This window comes from Euzebyella marina, assembly GCF_014855515.1.
Classification (GTDB): Bacteria; Bacteroidota; Bacteroidia; order Flavobacteriales; family Flavobacteriaceae; genus Euzebyella; species Euzebyella marina.
In genome coordinates this window covers 491295-511146 of record NZ_JACYFK010000001.1, presented here as the reverse complement: position 1 = coordinate 511146, position 19852 = coordinate 491295, and the positions used below count along the sequence as shown (strand labels likewise).

Annotated in this window: 8 protein-coding genes; 2 read left to right on the top strand and 6 right to left on the bottom strand. The window is 41.7% G+C overall.

The window, feature by feature from the left end; genetic code table 11:
• Nucleotides 1-7: 7 nt before the first annotated feature.
• The 6 genes from IL356_RS02020 to IL356_RS01995 all read right to left on the bottom strand — a co-directional run bounded on the left by IL356_RS02020 (nt 8) and on the right by IL356_RS01995 (nt 12285).
• Nucleotides 8-1429 (bottom strand): glucoamylase family protein, encoded by a 1422-nt coding sequence (locus IL356_RS02020; RefSeq protein WP_121847457.1) that lies wholly within the window; start codon nt 1427-1429, stop codon nt 8-10.
• Nucleotides 1422-2783, bottom strand: coding sequence for a glucoamylase family protein (locus IL356_RS02015; protein WP_121847458.1), 1362 nt, complete (start codon nt 2781-2783; stop codon nt 1422-1424). The genes IL356_RS02020 and IL356_RS02015 overlap by 8 nt, the downstream gene beginning before the upstream one ends.
• Before the next feature lie 51 nt (nt 2784-2834).
• On the bottom strand, nt 2835-4628 hold the full coding sequence (locus IL356_RS02010) for a LamG-like jellyroll fold domain-containing protein (RefSeq protein ID WP_121847459.1): 1794 nt from the start codon (nt 4626-4628) through the stop codon (nt 2835-2837).
• 12 nt (nt 4629-4640) lie between these two features.
• On the bottom strand, nt 4641-6194 hold the full coding sequence (locus IL356_RS02005) for a RagB/SusD family nutrient uptake outer membrane protein (protein ID WP_121847460.1): 1554 nt from the start codon (nt 6192-6194) through the stop codon (nt 4641-4643).
• Between the two features lie 10 nt (nt 6195-6204).
• Entirely contained in the window at nt 6205-9225 is a 3021-nt protein-coding gene (locus IL356_RS02000) for a SusC/RagA family TonB-linked outer membrane protein (RefSeq protein WP_225621367.1), read from the bottom strand.
• 300 nt (nt 9226-9525) lie between these two features.
• Complete coding sequence (locus tag IL356_RS01995) at nt 9526-12285, bottom strand: helix-turn-helix and ligand-binding sensor domain-containing protein (RefSeq protein WP_121847462.1); 2760 nt, start codon at nt 12283-12285, stop codon at nt 9526-9528.
• A gap of 371 nt (nt 12286-12656) precedes the next feature.
• Between IL356_RS01995 and IL356_RS20280 the strand changes: the two genes are divergently transcribed.
• Both IL356_RS20280 and tamL read left to right on the top strand, forming a co-directional pair.
• Complete coding sequence (locus tag IL356_RS20280; RefSeq protein ID WP_162987790.1) at nt 12657-17516, top strand: translocation/assembly module TamB domain-containing protein; 4860 nt, start codon at nt 12657-12659, stop codon at nt 17514-17516.
• Between the two features lie 2 nt (nt 17517-17518).
• A complete protein-coding gene (gene tamL, locus IL356_RS01985) occupies nt 17519-19852 on the top strand; it encodes a translocation and assembly module lipoprotein TamL (RefSeq protein WP_225621366.1) in 2334 nt (777 codons plus the stop codon).

Sequence of the window (19852 nt, the reverse complement as noted above, 5' to 3'; positions counted from 1 at the left end):
TAGTGTTCTATTCATAAGTGAATCCTAACCGGTCCAGACCCTTTTGAACATCTTCATTTTGCATAAAAAGATTCCATAGCAATCCGGTTCTGTAATTCTCAATCATAATGATGATCGGGCCTTGGTCGATAGCCAAATAGGCTTCAGCTACCCAAAAGTCGTTCTGCGGACTAAAAGCATCGTAAAAGCCCGCTGGGCCCAGAAGTTGGTCTTTATGGGAGTAGAAATATCTCAAGGCTTCCAGGGATTCATCCGGAGTATAGGGCATTGAGCTTAGGGCTGCCGTTGGTGATAGCACACCAATGTCGTTACTCGGGCTATGGGCATTATAGCCTAGACTGCCGTCGTTGTTTCTTGAGTAACTGGCCGTAAGACCCCATCCTCCTTCGTCATAACCAACAAAATTCTTCGGGTTCTCTGAACAATACCGGTAATTGATTTTAGAATGGTTCACATTGACATTCCAATAATTGACAAACCCGTCGGATAGATAGGTCGGGTTCAAACCCAAATAGGAGTAGTGCGCCCAAAAAAGGGGGCCGCCCCTAGGGGAGTCACCTGCGTGATCTACCAAAAGAGGAATATCATATGCGGTGGCCGTACTCGTAAGACCACCGTTCGAAGCCCAGCCGTTTTCATAAACTTCTTTTGAAATGCCAAATTCTTCAGAAGAGGCTGCCATCACATAGGTGATCAGCGTTTCGTTATAGCCTTTTAATTCAAGACCGATATCAAATTTGAAATCGGGGCTCCAATGCCAGTACAGGGTGTTCTGGTTTTGGGTATACCAATTCCATTCGACCCCTTTCCATAAACCGTTTGCTTGATTTGATATGGATTTTTCTTGGTCGGAACCATTTTTAAAATACTCTACCACACATACCAGGCCTTGGGCCAAAAATGCCGTTTCGACCAAATCGCCACCATTATCTTTTTCACTAAATGGCCTGACCGCCCCGGTCGTACCATCTAACCAATGGGGCCAAGCACCATGAAAGCGATCGGCAGATTCTAAAAAATCGAGTATTTGGGTAATTCGTGAAGACCCTTCATCTCTAGAGATATAACCCCTTTCAATACCGGTCAAAATGGCCATTAAACCAAATCCGGTACCGCCAATGGTTACAGTATTGGGGTCGTTAGAGGGTTCGTTGGGGTGATACCTTTCTCGAGCGGCTCCAGAATCGGTTTGGGCAAAATCCCAAAAGTATTTGAAGGTAGATTCTTGGGTTATATCGAGAAGCTCTTCATCTGTAATTGCAGTTTGATCCGTCTCTTCTTCCTCTTCCTGTTCTTCCTCATTTTCTTCAGGGGGAGTTTCAGATGGTTGTTCCGGAAGTTCTGACACACCAATAGGACCCTGCGTATCATCAGATGAACATGCAGATAAAAGGCATAGCAAGCAAAAAATGGAAAAGTATTTAGTCATCCATTTTAATTTTGTAATTGAAGCCAAGTCTCTCAAGCCCTTTTTTAAGGTCTTCGTTTTGCATGAACAGCTTCCAAAAAAGACCTGTTCTATAGTTTTCTATCATGACGGGTATAGGGCCTTGATCGATTGCCAAATAACGGGGTAAATACCAGTTTTTCTCAATGCTGAAGGCATCGTATGGGCCATATTTGCCGATCAAAGTATCTTGCTCGGTATACATATACCTCAAAAAATCTAAGCTGTGTTCCGGAGCATAGGGCATTGACGATAAAGCTGCTGTCGGCGAAATAACTCCTAGATCTTCATCAGGTCGATGGCCGGCATACCCTTTTATCGAATAGCTTGAGGTGAGGCCCCAGAGGTTTTTTCCGTACCCCTTAAAGTTACCGGGATTTTCAACGGCATGCCTATATTGAATCAAGGTATGGTTCACGTTCAATTTCCAATAATCCGCATATTGGTCGGTCAGACCGTTGGGGTTGAGACCCAAGTAGGAGTAGTGCGCCCAAAACATAGGCCCAACGGGTGAATCGTCGTGCTCGTAATGATCTAATTCTGTTTCGAGCCCATAAAAGACGGTATCATTGGCAATCGCCCCTTTTCTTGCCCAACCTTCTTCATACACTTTTTTGTCGATAGGATGGGTAGGGGAAGCCGCCGCCAAAACATACATAATCAATGCCTCATTGTAACCTCCTACCGGAAAATTCATTTCCCATTTGTATTCTGGAGACCAGTGCCAATACAATACATTTTCACCTTTCGTGTACCAACTCCACTCCACCTCCTCCCAGAGTTTTTGAATTCGCTCGGTTAGCTCTTGTTCTCTAGTAGTGCCCTGCTTAAAATATTCTCTTACGGTCAGTAAACCTTGTATTAGAAAAGCTGTTTCAACCAAATCTCCACCATTGTCTTTTTTACTGAAGGGCGTCATTTTGCCTTCGGATGTCAGCCAGTGGGGCCAGGCCCCATGAAATCGGTCTGCTTTTTCAAGAAATGATACTATTTTTTCATAACGTTCCAATGCCTGTTCCCTCGTAATGAAATCTCTTTCGACGCCGACCAAAATGGCCATAAGGCCAAAGCCGGAACCACCTATTGTAATGATGTCTTTGTCGTGGGCCGGATAAACATTATCCATATGAATACGCTCACGAGCCAACCCAGAATTGGGTTCGGCACCTTCCCAGAAGTAATCAAAGGTCTGTTTTTGAACAGAATCCATCAATTGGTCATCGGTAAGGATAACTTTAGATGGCTCTAAACCTTCTTTCTTTTCTTTTTTTGAAGAATGGCCACCGCAACCAACTAACAACGAAGCAATGGCCATTGCAAAACTAAATAACCTCATAAAGATGTTACTTAAGTGATTTAACTAACAAAAGCTAACTAATCAACTATTTTATAAATCGTAATTTCTAATTTCTTGTACTTCTTCCTCCGTTAAGGCTTTATTATAAAACCTTAGTTCGTCGATAAAGCTGTTATCGGAAAGGTGTCCCCATTCGGTAAACCTAGGTGCGCCTGACCCAATAGAAAACATATCGCATCCTGACCAATCAATGCCGGCAGGCAAGGAGTTAGTAGCAACTGCTACGCCATCAAAATATATGGTGGCAGTGTCTGCGGATATGGTGATGGCCATATGCACCCATTCAGAACCCGATGGGTCAAATGCGGCTGCATCGCCCCCATCAACCCATGCTTCAGCGTCTCCGGTACCTACGTTAAGCTTGAAAATTTGCCTCGTTGCGTCTCCTTCCCTAAAAAAGCGGAAACCATTTGTTCTAAGGTTTTGGGTTTCAGGATATCCGGCATTTTCAGAGTCTTCAGGTCCCGCTACCAATATTCCGGCACTCGATGGTTCTGCATTTACCTTGTACCAAAATGTGGCGCTGAACTCATCGGATGTAAGACCATTGGTAGGAAAACTCAAATAAGAATCGGTGGCGCCGGCATAGGCATTATCTCCGGACACACTTTCACCGGCGAAGTCGGGTGAGCCTATAATGGTTGCTTCTGTATCGGTGAAAAGATTCATATAATCTTCATCAAATGGCATATAGAAAACTTCACCATTAAATGTCGGTGGATAATCTGAAACAACGATTCCCGAATCATCTTGAATAATCTGTTTTATCTCGTCTTGGCTTATGGCTTTGTTGAAAATTCTCAACTCGTCCATTAGACTTTGATCGGATAAATGATTCCATCCTGAAAAATTAGGGACACCGCTCATTATCGACATGATATTTACGTCCGTCCAATCAATACCGGTCAATGCTCCTTGAGATACGATTTGCCCGTCAATGTAGACAATCGCTTCTGTTCCGGAAATTGTGAAAGCCATATTGACCCACTCATCGGTACCAGGGTCAATATCGGCGGCTTCAGCACCATCGAACCAAGAATTACCAGCTCCGGTTCCCACATTGAGCTTGAACCTTTGTTTGCCACCAGCATTTTCCCTAAAAAACCTAAAGCCACTTGTCAAAACGTTACCGCCTGCATCATCTAAAGGCGGGCTCATGGTCAAAATTCCGGCACGATCGGGAACCGCATTTACTTTCAACCAGAAAATGGCACTGAATTCAGCGTTTTTAAATCTTTCGGGGTCGAGGGTCAGATAGGCATTTTCAGCACCTGCATAGGCACCATCGCCGGCCAGGCTTTCTTCACTGATAGTTGGGTTACCGTATTGCTCTGCTTCTTCGAAACTCAATAAATCGACAAAACCGCCTTCGAACGGCATGTATAGAATCTCCCCATCATATTTTGCAACATAGGCAGGTTCTTTTGAAAAGTTGACCATTTCAGTAGTCGATTTGCCATCAAGATCATTAGCAATGATGGATAACTCATGTTGACCATCTGCCAATTTATTGTATACTAAATCATCTACGATAAGCCTTCTGTAATCTTTAAAAGTGGTGTAATTGCTTAATCGTGAACCGTCTAACCACACTTCTACAGAACCTAATTCGATATCGTCTTGAGCTTCGAACTTTATGGTGATTGTTGCCAATTCTTCATTCACCTTTACGGCTAGACCTTCTGTAGGTGAATTAATAGTAATGCTAGGGGCCGAGGCATCAGCACCTGGGTCTACTTCTGTAAGGGAGTCGATACCCTCATCGCAGCTGTACAAAACAGCTCCAATAATTGCCAATAAGCAGAGTTGATATATAGTTTTCATTTTGTTTCGTTTTTAGTTAGCTATCTCACCTAGTATGGGAAATTCATCAATTTGGTCTTGATGATAGGTCACAAACTTCTTGTCAGCAGTAAAGGTTCTACCATCGTAACTGAGGTCGTCGTATCTCTCAAGTCTTACCATGTCGAAAAAGCGTTTGCCCCATTCCATTGACAACTCTGCATATTTTTCATCGACTACTTGATCTAAAGTTACACCGCTAAGGGGGTCCATTCCGGCTCTCTGTCTCACTATATTGACCGCTTCGTCGGCTGTCATTACTGAATTAGATGCTCCTTGAAGCAATGCTTCTGCGTACATGAGAAGGGTTTCGGCATAGCGAAATACAATATAATTCTTATTACTGCCGTATTCAGTTCTGCCCGTAATCAACTGATTGCTAGGTAAATAATGCTTGCCGCTCGAGAAAATGGCCCTTACATCAGAAGTGTTCGTATCTCCATCCCTAGTTGTCGGGCTTACGAAAGCCGGAAGATCTGCAGTAGTATAAGAAGTAGTGCTCACCAAGCTATCAATACCTTTCTGGGTAAAAAATACCGAAGTTTCAAGGCGTTCTGTCTCCCCTCTATCCAACATGAATTCTACGAATTTCATACTAGGTTCGAAAAAGCCCCATCCATTGGAAGAACCATCAACAGAGGGTGTCCATGAATTGGGACCGTAAGGTGCATACAAATGGCTTACCCTTTCGCCTTGACCTGAACCGAAATCGGAGTATTGAAACTCAAAAAGATTTTCATCACTAAGTTTGCCAGGAGTTTTGAACAGCTCGTAAAAGTCGGGATATAGACTAAACTTGCCAGAACTAATAATTTGTCCCGCTGCGTCGGCTACTACTTGATAATTTTTGAGCTCTTGATTCGCTACTGCTTTAACCATAAGAGCGGTATATCTCGTAACACCTCCAGGAAGGTCGGTACGCTCGTTAGGCCTTAGGTTTGGCAATAACGGAATCGCTTCATCCATCTGATCTGATATGTGTTGCATCACCTCTTCTTTTGTTGGTACCGATGTTACATCTGAAAAGGCATTTAAATCAGATGACTCTGGAATAAACACGGCGCCATATACCTGCGAAAGCTGAAAAAGTAGAATAGAGCGCAATACCTTGATTTCGGCAATATATCTGTTCCCCTGGGCGATACCTTCGTCATCGGCCAGCTCCATATACCTTTCAATTTGCTCCATGGCCGTATGAGCCCCAATAATATCGCCGTAATAGGTTTCCCAAAGGGTACGAGAGCCAAAGAAAGAGTTGTCATAAACATATCTGTCTTGGTTTTTCAAACCTTGCTGGTCACCGGCGGCGTTCACATCATCTCCCCTTGTGGAGACGACCAAAGGTTGCTCCCAACCTCTATCACTTACGGCTTGGTAAGTTCCGATCAATGAGAAAATCATGTCATCGGTTTTTGAGAAGTCGGTTCCTCCCGCAAAATTATTGTTCAATTCTGGCTGATCTAGTTCATCTGAACAGCTTGTGAGCGTTAACCCTATCGAGGTTGCCAGCACCACAAATTTTATTGATATCTTATATAGTTGAGTCATAGCTAATCTTTTAAATCTTAATGTTTACGCCAAGAGTGTATACACCGGGAATCGGATAGGTCTGATTGTCACGACCGTTGGCAACTTCAGGAGTGAAACCGTTGTATTCAAACAATGTGAGTGGTCTTTCCGCGGTTAGGTAGAATCTAATATCAGGATTGAATTTACCTTTCAATTGGGGTAGGGTATAACCCAAAGTAACGTTTTGAAGTCTTACAAAATCACCCTTTTCCACAAAGAAACTGTTCAGGAATTGATTGCTCCAAGGGTTGCGAATTCCACGGGCACTCGGGTAACTGTTCGATGTACCCGGACCATTCCATCTATTGATGGCGAAGTCTCTATCAATATTGGGGTCGGGTGTCTGTCGAATCGCAAAACGCTTTTGGTTGGCAATAACGTTGCCACCTTGACCGATAACGTTCAATGACAGGTCAAAAGCCTTATAGTTCATACCAAAGTTGAAACCGAAATTATAGGTTGGTAAATAAGAACCTAAATCGACACGGTCTTGCGCATCAATGATGCCATCGCCATTGTAATCTACGAACCTAAAATCTCCGGGTTCGACCACAAGTCCATCGGCAATCGCCGCTTGTGCGGCTGGATCAGATGAAATCTCTTCAGGAGTTTGATACACCCCATCAACTTCAAGACCGAAGAAAGGTGTTATAGTACCGCCGACTACGGTACGTTGAGCAGTATCGCCCCCTGTAGTCAAGTTTTCTTGATCGGCAAGGTCTAACACCTCATTATCCAAGGTAGAAAAATTAGCTCCGATATTGTATCGGAAGTTTTCAGAAACCTGTTTTTCCCAATTCAGCACAAATTCGAAACCGGTGTTTCTAATGCGACCAACGTTCTGTCTGGTCTCACCAGGTACCAATAGTCTTGAAACGGGTATAACGGCATCCCTGGTTTCCCTGTTAAAATAATCAGCCTCTAATGTCAACTGATTATCGAACATACGGGCCGATATACCTGCATTGGTTTCGGCCGTTACCTCCCATTTAAGGGCCTCAAAATCACTACTGGTAACGATACCGGCGTAACTTGTGTCTCCGAATGCGGCTACCACCTCATCAGATGTAATGCCTCCCGTACTGGCGGCCACATTGGCGTTACCCAATTCACCCCAGCTACCTCTCAATTTTAAGAAATTAAGAAAACCAACATTTTGCATGAAGGACTCTTCAGAGATAACCCATCCGGCACCAACCGTTGGAAAATAGCCCCATTTTTCTTGGTATTTACTTGTGCCGTCAGCCCTAAAGGTTCCGTAGAGTAAATATTTGTTGGCATAGTTATAGGCCAATCGGCTGAAGTAAGAAAAGAAATATTGTCTTGTACCATCATCACCGGTTACCCTTACTTTGCCGCTATCGGTACTGGTATCGATGGTATCGGCCAAATCGATATAGTATGATTCATCACCGATACCGGGGCCATTGGGGAAGTTAAGTGCTTTTACCTCTAGAAGTTCAAAAGAGCGATCTCTAAAAGAAGTACCCCCTAGAATGGTCAGGTTGTGGTCTCCGAAACTGTCGTTGTAGGTAAGTGTATTGTCCCACGTCTGTTCGGAGAAAGTTTCATTTCTCTTGATCAGTTCGGCATTTTCCCTAAAAGCATTACCATTACCGTAGAAGTAAGGTAACCGTACTTCTCGAACATCTAAAGTTTCAAAGTTATGATAGTACGCCGTCTTAAAAGTCAATTTATCGGGCACTAACTCATAATTGACATCAAATGTCATAAGCGTATTTCGAGTCTTGTTACGGTTTTCGGTATTATCCATCAAAGGAAACGGGTTCTGTGTACCACGATAACCCAAATCTTGCGCGTTGGCATAAGGTCTCGGATATGCATCGGTTTTCGACGGGTCTAATACCGGCATGGTAGGTACGGCGAAATAAGCAGAGGCAAATGCACCATCTTCTGGGCGATACCTAGTAGCGTTACTCATTAAGGCAGATACACCGACATTCAGGCGGTCGCTTATATCGAAGTTGAGTTTAGTACGAATATTAAATCGCTCATAGTCGTTCTTCATTTTCAAAAGACCTTCTTGCTCAAAAAAGCTAAGGCCGACCGAATAGGTGGTCGACTCGGTACCACCTGTTACCCCTAAACTGTGGTTTTGTTGTAAGGCGTGTCTCAAAATTAAATCGTACCAATCGGTATTTACATCTGGAACGTTCGGATTGATTCTGCTTCGCCCATATCTTTGAATGGCATTGTCTATGAATTGGGCTTCTGCCGCAGAACCGGATTCCCTCGCCAGCGTGGCAAATTGCTCAGAGTTCGATAGTTTGACCACGTTATGTGCTATCTGTACACCTTGATAACCGTTGTAGGTCACCTGTGGTTTTTGATTGGCCTTACCAGATTTTGTTTCTATCAGAACAACACCATTGGCGGCACGTACACCGTAAATGGCCGATGCCGATGCATCTTTTAAAACAGATATTGTTTCTATATCTTCATTGTTAAGAAAATCGATATCATCGTAAAAAGTACCATCTACTACATATAAAGGATTGGATGCGCCGTCAACATACGATCCAATACCACGAACTCTAATGGTGGGTCCGGTACCTGGCGCACCACTACTTACCACTTGTAAACCCGCCACTTTACCTTGAAGCGCTTGCATAGCCGCGCCAGAGGGAGTTCTCGTTATATCTTCTGATTTTACCGTAGTAATGGATCCGGTAAGGTCGGCTTTCTTTTGCGTACCATAACCGACAACTACCACTTCTTCGAGTGCTTGGGTGTCTTCTTCTAAAGTAACATCGATGGTTTCTTGACCATTAACGGCCACTTCTTTGCTCGTAAAACCTATATAGCTAACTGAAAGAGTTCCGTCTGAAGGAACATTATCTAGGGTGTAGTTGCCATCAAAATCGGTTTGGGTACCCGTTGTCGTACCTGATACCACGATGCTGGCTCCAGGAAGCGGAGAACCTTGAGCATCGCTCACCGTACCCGAAACCGTTATACCATCCTGCCCAAACATAGCTAAATGTAGCATCAAAAAGCAGATAGGTAAAAAATAGCTTCTTAATTTCATAATAGTTCAAAAATTGAGTTGATATTTTAATGAGTTGTTAATCTGTTGCAAGATATTAAAAGAGTGTAGTGTGAAATTTTAACACCTCTACATAAAAACTACATCACCGTAAATAGGCCTTCAAACAGCCTTCTTTCAAGTATTTTGCAGTAGTTTGCTGAGTTAACAAATCATTAATTTTAACACCTTGATGTAGTGATGATGTAATATCGTAAAAAGGTGAATATGAGCATTATGTGCTCTATCAATATAGAAAACGTACTATTTGAACTTTATCAGAAAATTTGAAAGGTTTTGAGAACTGTCGATACCTAGTTTTTTTCGAAGGCGATAGCGATGTATTTCTACTCCTCTTACCGTTATGGCCATAAGGGGTGCTATCTCCTTTGTTGATAGATTCATTTTAAGGTAGGCGCAGAGTTTTAAGTCTTTTGGAGTTAATCTTGGGTATTGCCTTAAAAGATTTTCGAAGAAGTCGTTGTGTAGTTCTTTAAAATTGACCTCAAATTGTTTCCAATCTTCATCCTCGTTGATTGAACTATCCAGTTTCTTGGTCAGGGATCTATAGCGCTGTTTATTTGAAAATGCATCTTTGTTCAATACCATCAAATCCTTTAATTCCAATATCAATTCATTTTTTTTGGCTACACTCATAGTAGTGCGCGCGAGTTCGTTTTGTTTGCCCTTAATTTCTTTTTCGAGCTTCTCTTTTTCTAATTGGGCGACTCGCTCGTCTTGTTCGTGTTGCAACTTCACCTTCAAAGCTTCGTGCTTTCTTTTTAATTTTCTTCGATTGTACCAACGCACTATGAAAATGGTGCTTATTAGTAGCAATAGGTAAAATAGAAGGCTCCATTTGGTCAAATACCATGGCGGAGCTATTTCAAATGCCAATATTTTTGGCCTAGATTTCTTATTGTCCATACTCACAGTGGAAACTTTTAGTTCGTAAAGTCCGTGAGGTAAATTTTGAAAAGTCAGTTCTCCATCTTCACTATAGCTGGATCGCGTTACTTCACCCGAGAGCTCATAATAATATCTTGGGTTGACGAGACTTGGCGATGCCACCTGTAGCGTAATATCGTTTGCATGCCGATTCGGTACATCAAAAATGGTATCTGTAACCGAATAGCGTTTCTCGGTATCTTGAAAATGGGTTAACTCCGGAGTCTCCGTAATGGCGTTGGTCAATGACTTCTCTAATTGGGTCAAGTTGATTTTTGCAAACCCGTCGCTTAGGGTGAGCAAGTAGGTAGAGTCGGTTTGCTTTATGATACGCTCCATATCGGGAACCAAGCGTTCGTTTAATTGCGACTTGGCGATATAGATTGTTTTGCCCTTGAGGTCGGTATACACCAATTCTTTATCCGGTTTGTTATCAATAAACCAAAAATTGTCGCCGTCGGCATATATCAACGATTTGCCACTATAACTAACAAATTCTTCAAAGGCATCTATCTCACCGACTATTGGATCATATTTGAACCATTGGCCATCACTTTGCAGTATAATTTGATTTTTTATCTGGTAGAGCTTAACCTGATAGTTATTGGGAATGTCACTAGGACCAAACTCTTTGCTTTCTATGACTTTTTCTAAATTTTCATCTAACTTAAATCTATAAAGACCCTTGTAAGAATGGGCAACCCACAAAGTATGCGCATCTTCAAAACACAATTGCTTTACTGGAAAACTGATTCCCGAAATCTCTGAGACCGACCATTGGTTATCACTTTTTACAAATTTGGCAACCCCGGTATATGTTCCCTGTAAATAAGTGTTATTACTCTCTGGAACCTTTGCAAATTCATATCCACCTGATATTGAAGAGACCCTATTAATATTATTGCCCTCAATCTTAAATGTGGCCGTATTGTGGCCAGCCAAAATGTTGTTCTCTATCGTTTCAAGGTCCCAAACATGACCTTGCGAACCTTCTACGAAAGAGAGGGATTCTTTATTGAGCAGGTAAATGCCTGTATTACTGCCCAAGTAAGTAGTACTTTCATTTTGCGCTATATCGTGGGTTGTACCCAAGATGCCCGAATAGTCAGTGTAATAGGTGATGGGGGAATTGACACCTATTCTGTCGAGGCCATTTTCAAGTCCGGCCCAAAATTGATTATGGAACCTAGCCATTGAAAGAACCGTATTGTTCTGCAAGCCCGTACCCCTATTGAGGTTTTTAATCGATTTGGTCGAGGTATTGTAAAGGTAGATTCCGTTTTTAATGGTGCCGAAAGCAATTTCATTCTTTGAAACGGATAAAATTTTGTTTAGTTGATCGCGCTTGAGCAATTCGTTGATTTCTTTATCGAAACCTACGTAATTGCCGTCTTGGTATACGAAGCAACCTTTAAGTTGAGTGCCGATGAGAAGGCCATTTTTAAAAGATTCTATGCTTATAATTGTTGCGTTCTGAAACTCATCAAATGATGGTAACGAAACCATTTTATTATCCTGAAGTTCAAAAAGGCCGTTGCTTTTAGAGGCAACTATCAACTGGTTATTCTGAACAGCAATGTTCGTGATTACTTGTTCAGGATTAAAAATGGTAATTTGATCATCTTCGTAGATGTAAATGGTAGAGAAAGAACGAAATACAATTTTGTTTTCAAAAGGGATAATCTGCCAGAACTCTTCATTAGTAAAGGTGTGGTCTTGAATCAGATGGGTCAAAGAGGTATAATTGAGTAAACCGGTTTCATCTTTTTCCCAATACCCAAACTCTTCATAGGAACCCGTATAGATACGCTGGCCATCGGCGTAAACCGACCTGATGATGGTAGAATTAGGCAATTTGTTTAAAACCCATTCCTCACCATTAAAGTATAAAAGCCCCTTATCATTGGCGCTGAAAAGTTCACCTTTTTCACTTACCGAAAGGCCCCAATTTTGGCCGGCAGCATTGTATTCGAAAACCCGATAATTATAAATGGGAGGTAGTAGGTTTTGAGCCCCGATTATACAAGGCCATATGAATATTGTGAAGATGAGTAATCGAGTTAACTTCCCCTGCATTCTAAATTTTTAACAATTGAAGAGTGGTAATAACCTTAAGTTACGAAAAACAAAGATGTTGCTTTTCGAAAATCTATCCTAAATGAAGATTGTTTAAGCTCAAAAATTAATCGATTAGCATCACTTGAAGCATAAATTCTATTGTTTCTTGCCCAATTAAACTTTTATTGGGCAAATATAAATTTCATTGGTCATGATGCCGATTCATAAGTTTACTTTTACAAACCCAATCCTATAATGGTTGCACTCATTTGAATAAGAAAAAACCATATCGATTTCTTAGAATTCTAGGTCGCATATTGCTGGCCCTACTTTTAATTTTCGTAGCGTTAGTTCTTTTTATTAGAAGCCCGTGGGGTCAAGATATTATAGTGAATAAGGTAACCAAATACGTTTCTGATAAAACGGGAACTACTGTTGAAATCGACCGTCTGTTCTTGACCTTTTCAGGAAATATCTATTTAGAGGGGCTTTATCTTCAAGATCAAAACAATGATACGCTGGTATATTCTCGAGAGCTAGAGGCCAACCTGCCAATTTCCCCGATTGTTTTTAACAACGAAGTAAATCTCAAATCTTTGCAATGGTCAGGTCTTAAGGCTCGAGTGAAAAGATTGGAAAATTCTGAAGCTTTTAATTTTAGTTTCTTAATCGATGCGTTTGCACCTGCAGATACCGTAACAGTACCCCCGGCTGAGACAGAGCCAATGACTTTCGATTTGGGCTCTGTCGATTTTAATGATTTTGACCTTCAGTATGAAGATGGCTTTCTCGGTATCGACACAAAATTGCTTTTAGGGCGACTTTTTGTTGACGCAAATACTATTGATTTGGATGAAATGAGATTTGAGCTTGACGATTTAGAATTGTCAGACGTTCAAGGACATTACCTTCAGACAAAGCCCTTTGAAGAGACCCAAGATACTACGGAAACCCAGCTTCCCTTTTTGGTGGTCGATCAATTGAAAATTTCGAATGTTCAATTGCAATACAAATCAGAACCGGACAACACGAAATTTGATGCCGACATTCAAGAATTTCTTTTAGAGCTTCCTAAGGCAGATTTGGCCAATAATGAATTTGAGGTAGATCTTGTTTCACTCTACAAATCAAAAATTTTGGCTGAGATCCTTACACCTGTGGGTGCCGTAAACGACTCCATAAGCTCCAGTAATACAGAAGAGTTTAAATGGCCCGACTTTTTGGTCGAAGTAGAGAAAATTGACCTTCAAGACAATCAAATCGTTTACGGCGGAGCGCCCGATACATTGGCCCAACAGCAGTTTGACCCACAAAACCTTTCTTTTTCTGGTTTTGATTTGAATGTCGCAAACATCTCTTATCGGCCAGCGCAGATTAGTTTATCGTTGAATCAACTGGCATTTAAAGAGGGCAGTGGTCTTGAAATAAGAAATGCCCGGTTTAAAAGTAATCTTGATGATAAGGGGCTCGATCTTTCGAATCTAACCCTTTCTACAGCCAATAGTTCGCTGTCAGGTAAGGTTACCGTTCAATACGACGAGTTCGAGAGTCTAATGGCCCAGCCTGATAATTCAGAATTGGAGGTCAATTTAGACCAAGTAGAAATCGGATTGTCCGATCTGTATTATTTTCAGCCTTCATTGAAAGAAAACGAATATTTGAGCAAAGCTTCGGAGCTTCCTATTAGAGGTCGACTTCAAGCAGACGGCACCTTGGCAAATGTTGATGTGGCAGATTTTATGCTAAATTGGGGAGAGAATACTTCACTCTCGGCGCAGGGTAATTTAAAACGTCTCACAGAACCGGACTCCCTATCATTCAATTTTGATAAGATTTCATTATCCACCAAAAGAAAAGATTTACAAAGGCTGGTCAATGAAGATTCATTAGGTGTTGCCCTTCCGACACAAATTGATTTAGATGGCAAAGCAAGCGGAAAATTTGACGATATAGTGGCCCATGCGAACTTACGTATGCCCGAGGGACGAATTCAGTTGGATGGTAACTATAAAAATTCTAAAAGCATTGGCTTTAAAGGTGATTTAAAAGTGGATACCCTGCAATTGAACAAATTGTTCAAGAACGAACAGTTGGGGGCTGTTTCATTTGCTATGAAGGCAGAGGGAAGCGGTAATGACTTAAACTCCCTCAACGCCTCATTAAATTCAGATTTTACCCAATTGATGATTAAAGGGTATGACTTTTCTAACCTAAAGTTAGACGGTCAAATGAGTGATGGTTTAGGTACGGTAGCCATGAAATTTAAAGATGATAATCTGAATTTTGATTCTACTACCAAAATTCAATTAGATTCAGTTAATACCAACATCGAAACCAATTTAGATGTCATAGGGGCCGACCTGTATGCCCTGGGTGTAACCCGAGACAATATTAAGGCTGGGGTGAAACTCAAAGCAGATTATATTGGTACTCCTGAAAATTATAAAGTGAATGCCCTCTTCTCAGAGGGTATAGCGGTATATGAGAACGATCAATATCAGATGGGAGACTTTCAAATTAATGCGGCCATAGGGGAAACCGATACTGATGTAAGTATTGAAAGTGAATTTTTGAACGGTATTGTAAAGTCGAATTCGTCACCAGATGCCGTTATAGCCAGTATTAAAAAACAATTTGAAGGTTACTTTACGAGTACGGTTGATAATGATACCATAAATAGAAATGTCAAGTTAGATGTGAACTTGGCCTTATCTCCCGTTCCGATACTCACCAAGGTTTTCCTTAAAGGGGTTGAAAGGCTCGACTCGGTAAATATTCGGGCTAATTACGATGCCTTCTCGAAAAATTTGAAGGCAGGCGTGCATTTACCCACAATCGTGTATAATGGTAATTCCCTAGATAGTTTAGAAGTTTCGGTCAACGGTAGTGCTACCGACTTAAATTTTTCGGCGGGTTTCGCTGGGCTTTTGGCCGGACCTATAAATATTAAAAAGACCTTTCTCAACGGGAACTTAAATAACAGAGAGCTATTGCTTGACTTTAACTCGTACGATGATCAAGAACGGTTAATGCATATGGCCTCTGAATTAGTTCTTCAAAAAGACACCATAAGCGTTCATATCAATCCCTCAGAATTGATTTTTAATAAGAAAGATTGGTCGGTGCCCCAAGAGAACAAGGTAACCATTGCCGAAAATTATTTAGGACTTCAGAATGTGAAATTCAGTAGAAACTCTCAAGAATTGACCTTGAGCAACGCTATCTCAGATATAGAAAAAGACCATTTGGGTATTTTGTTCAATAATTTCAGGTTACAGACCTTTTTAAGTCTTCTGAATCCTGATGAGGCATTGGCATCAGGTCAGGTAGCAGGAGAGTTGATTATAGAAAACCCGTTTGAAGCGCCCGGTCTGATAGCCAACTTTAAGGTTAATGGGCTCGAATTGATGCAGAATGCTTTGGGTAATTTATCATTGAACGCCTCCTCGAAAGGTCAGGGTGATTATGATTTCGATTTAGCACTGAAAGATGGGGGTGTCGATTTGAATCTTGTTGGAGATTATGCCGCAGCCGAAACAGGGGCAAGACTGAATCTTGACCTCGATTTGAACAAAATTGATATGGCCGTTGTCGAGGGATTGTCAGAGGGAGCCTTAAAAGAATCAAAGGGGTACATTACCGGAAGTATACAGGTGAACGGAACTACGGTAGAGCCCAAGTACAATGGCAATTTGACCTTCAATGAAACCGAATTCAATATAGCCGATTTCAATTCTTTGTTCAAGGTTAATAACGAAACATTGAAAATTGATGAGACCGGCCTTTTCTTTGATTCTTTTGAAATTAAAGATGCCAACAACGGTCAATTCGTCTTGGATGGAGATATTACGACGGAAGAACTTACCAACCCTGGTTTTGACCTCAGTTTAAAAGCGGAAGAGTTTCGGGTGCTCAATTCTACTAAAGAAGACAATGAACTTTATTATGGTACGGCTAGCATAGATGCCGATTTGACCGTAAAGGGAGACTTAGAATTGCCTCAAATAGACGGTAAACTCAGAGTTCGCAACGTAACCGATGTAACTTATGTGGTTGCTGAAGAACAGTTAGATGTAGAAGAACGTGACGGTGTGGTCATCTTTGTGAATAAAGAAGACCCAGATGCCATTCTAACACGGCAAGATCAAGAAGAGACTCCGGCTTTGTTCCAAGGGTTCGACTTAAGTGCCATATTGGAGATTGCCGACGATGCCGTTTTTCATATCATTATCGATGAACGTACCGGAGACAATCTTCAAGTTTCTGGCGATGCGGAGCTCAGTCTGAACATGTCGCCTAATGGCCGAATTAATTTAACGGGCCGGTATGAACTAAATTCTGGACATTATGAGACAAGTCTGTACAATTTGGTCAACAGACGGTTTACCATCAAACCGGGGGGTAGCATTACATGGCGGGGAGACCCAACCGATGCGGCTCTCGATGTTACCGCTATTTATGAGGTAGAGACTTCCGCGGCACCTTTGATGGCGGCCGTAACTTCTGGCCAAGATGTAAGTGTCACTGGTAAGTACCAGCAAGTACTGCCTTTTCTGGTCTATTTGAATGTGGAAGGTGAGCTTTTGCAACCCCAATTATCGTTCGATTTAGATATGCCCGAAGATGAGCAAGGGTCTCTTGGTGGGGCTGTTTATGGTAGGGTGCAGCAGTTGAACGAACAAGAGGCAGCGTTGAACAAGCAGGTTTTTTCTTTATTGGCGCTTAACAGATTTTTCCCCGATACGGGTAGTGACGGAAGTGCGGGTGGTACTGTGGCCCTAGCTCGGGATAACGTGAATAAAGTGCTTTCCGGACAGCTAAACGCATTTTCAGATAAGGTTTTCGGAAAAAGCGGCTTTGAAGTCGATTTTGATCTAGATAGCTTTACCGACTACCAAGGCGATAGTCCGCAAGACAGAACGCAGTTGAACATCAACGCCAAGAAGAAATTATTTGATGACCGCTTAGTGGTCACCGCAGGTAGTGCCGTAGATGTAGAGGGTAGTTCACAAGCCACTCAGGGTCAAACTCCACTCATCGGAAACGTTAGCTTAGAGTATCTGTTAACAGAAGATGGTAGGTATCGCTTAAAGGGCTACCGAAAAAACGAATATGAGAATGTTATTGACGGACAATTAATCGTAACCGGTTTGGCCTTGATTTTCAATAGGGAATTTAATCGGTTCAGTCAATTGTTCAATCCGTTGAAAGAAGATGCTAATACGGAAGAAGCAAAATCAGAAGAGTAAATATGCACGAACAGGTTGGTAGATATGGTATGGGTAGGGGGTCATTTCTTTTAATGATGGCACTGCTATTTTCATTTTCGTGTAGTGTTGAAAAGTACATTCCTGAAGGAGAGGTGTTGTATACAGGTGCAGAACTCGAAACAAACTTACTGACAGAAGAGAAAGTTCAAGATATTAAAAAGGTAAAGGCAGAATTGCAAACTCTCTTGCAGCCCCAACCGAATTCATCTGTATTGGGCATGCGATTAGGCCTGTATTATCATTATAAGGCCCAAAGGGAAAAACCTGGTTTTCTGAATAAATGGTTGAACAAGAAGTTTGGCGAAGAACCTGTTTATTTATCTCAGGCAAATCCTGAGCGGGTAGAAGAGTTAATACTGAATAGACTTGATAATAAGGGTTTCTTCTACAGCAGGGTGTCTTCTGAGGTAGACAGTAGTGCCAAAAAAGCGGCGATAAGGTATTCTGCTGAATTGCCTAGGCCCTATACCATGCAAACATTTCAACTAGAAAAAGACTCTTTGCCCATTTATTCTGCGATTGAAGATGCGCTTACTGACAGCCAAATTCAAAACGGACAAAGGTTTGATTTGAGTTTGATGAAATTTGAGCGAGAACGAATCGATAATGAATTAAAAAAGAAAGGATATTATAATTTCAATCCTGATTTTCTAATTTTTGAGGCCGATACGAACAGGTATGATAACCGAAAGTTCGATTTGTTTCTCAGGTTAAAATCTCAAGTGCCCGAACGCTCGATTATTCCTTATGAGATAGATTCCATCACTGTTTATCCAAATTACACATTAGGTGATAGCGTCGAAGTTACAAGTCCGAAAATGGTCAACGGTCTGGCTTTTGTGCAAAATGAGGAATATTTCAAGCCCGAACAGCTAGAACCCTACATTCTATTTGAAAAGGGTCAACCTTACAATGCCTATACGGCTCAACTAACCAGCAATCGACTCTCTAATATCGGTAGTTACAAGTTCGTGAACATTCAGTTTACTGAGACAGATACTACGGCCAATAAAGATGGTGCGGGGTCGCTGCACTCAGAAATTTTTCTATCTCCTTTAACCAAGCGTTCGATTAGGGCAGAACTTCAAGCTGTGACTAAATCTAACGGGTTTGCGGGCCCTGGTATTTCAGTGGCCTATAGCAATCGAAACCTGTTTAAAGGAGGTGAAACGCTTAGCATCATTGGTAACTTTCAGTATGCTACTCAAATTTCCGGTGGCGATAATCAGAACCTCAGTAGTATCGGGGGTGGATTAAAAACCGATTTGACCATACCCCGTTTGGTACCATTTTCACCCAGTAGGTTTAAATATGCTGTTCCAAAAACCAAAATCAGTTTGGGCGGCGATTTTTTGAATAGAAGTAAACTCTATAGTTTAACATCTTTCAATACCTCTTTTGGGTATACATGGAATGCCAATAGATATGTATTTCACGCCTTGAACCCTATCAGTGTAAACTACGTGAATTTGACCAATACAACCGAAGAGTTTGAAGCTATTTTAGATAAAAATCCATTTTTACGTAGAAGCTTTGAACAGCAGTTCATTGCCGGGTTGACCTATACTTTTACGTATAACGAACTGGTCGACGAAGATAAGTCGAACCCGATTTTCGTGTCGACCAATATTGATTTAGCAGGTAACCTGTTGAGTCTTGTTAGCGGAAATGAGACCATTTTTGGCTTAGAATTCGCACAATATGCCAAGGCCGATGTCGATTTCAGGTATTATTTTCGCTGGGCCAAAGAGCGAACATTGATTGCTAGATTATATGGTGGTTGGGGCGTGCCTTATGGTAATTCAACAACGCTGCCCTTTGTGAAGCAATTCTTTTCTGGCGGACCGTACAGTGTTCGTGCTTTTAAGATTCGTTCATTGGGCCCAGGTACATTCACCTCAACTGACGATTCAACGACCAGTTTCTTCGATCAATCTGGAAACTTAAGTTTGGAGGCCAATCTAGAATACCGTTTTCCTATTTGGTCTTATTTAAAAGGGGCATTTTTTGCCGATGCCGGAAACGTTTGGTTGACTACCGAAGCAGAACTTTTAGATGGAGAGTCCGAAGAGGCCATAGCCTTTAATGAGCGTTTGCAGACCGAAGGTAAATTTGGTAAAGATTGGACAAAAGAGTTGGGCGTAGGCGTAGGTTTCGGATTAAGGGTAGACATCCAGAGTTTTGTAATAAGACTCGATTTGGCCTCCCCGGTACGTGTGCCTTACTTGCCTGAAGGTGAAAGAAGCAGAATACCCTTTTTCGAAGGTGGCGATGACAACCTGATTTTCAATTTTGCCATCGGTTATCCATTTTAA

Bases quoted from the DNA above. Each gene is read 5' to 3' on its own strand.
- IL356_RS02005 (WP_121847460.1), bottom strand. From the start codon at position 6,194: ATGACTCAACTATATAAGATATCAATAAAATTTGTGGTGCTGGCAACC.
- IL356_RS02015 (WP_121847458.1), bottom strand. From the start codon at position 2,783: ATGAGGTTATTTAGTTTTGCAATGGCCATTGCTTCGTTGTTAGTTGGT.
- IL356_RS02020 (WP_121847457.1), bottom strand. From the start codon at position 1,429: ATGACTAAATACTTTTCCATTTTTTGCTTGCTATGCCTTTTATCTGCA.
- IL356_RS01995 (WP_121847462.1), bottom strand. From the start codon at position 12,285: ATGCAGGGGAAGTTAACTCGATTACTCATCTTCACAATATTCATATGG.
- tamL (WP_225621366.1), top strand. From the start codon at position 17,519: ATGCACGAACAGGTTGGTAGATATGGTATGGGTAGGGGGTCATTTCTT.
- IL356_RS02000 (WP_225621367.1), bottom strand. From the start codon at position 9,225: ATGCTACATTTAGCTATGTTTGGGCAGGATGGTATAACGGTTTCGGGT.
- IL356_RS02010 (WP_121847459.1), bottom strand. From the start codon at position 4,628: ATGAAAACTATATATCAACTCTGCTTATTGGCAATTATTGGAGCTGTT.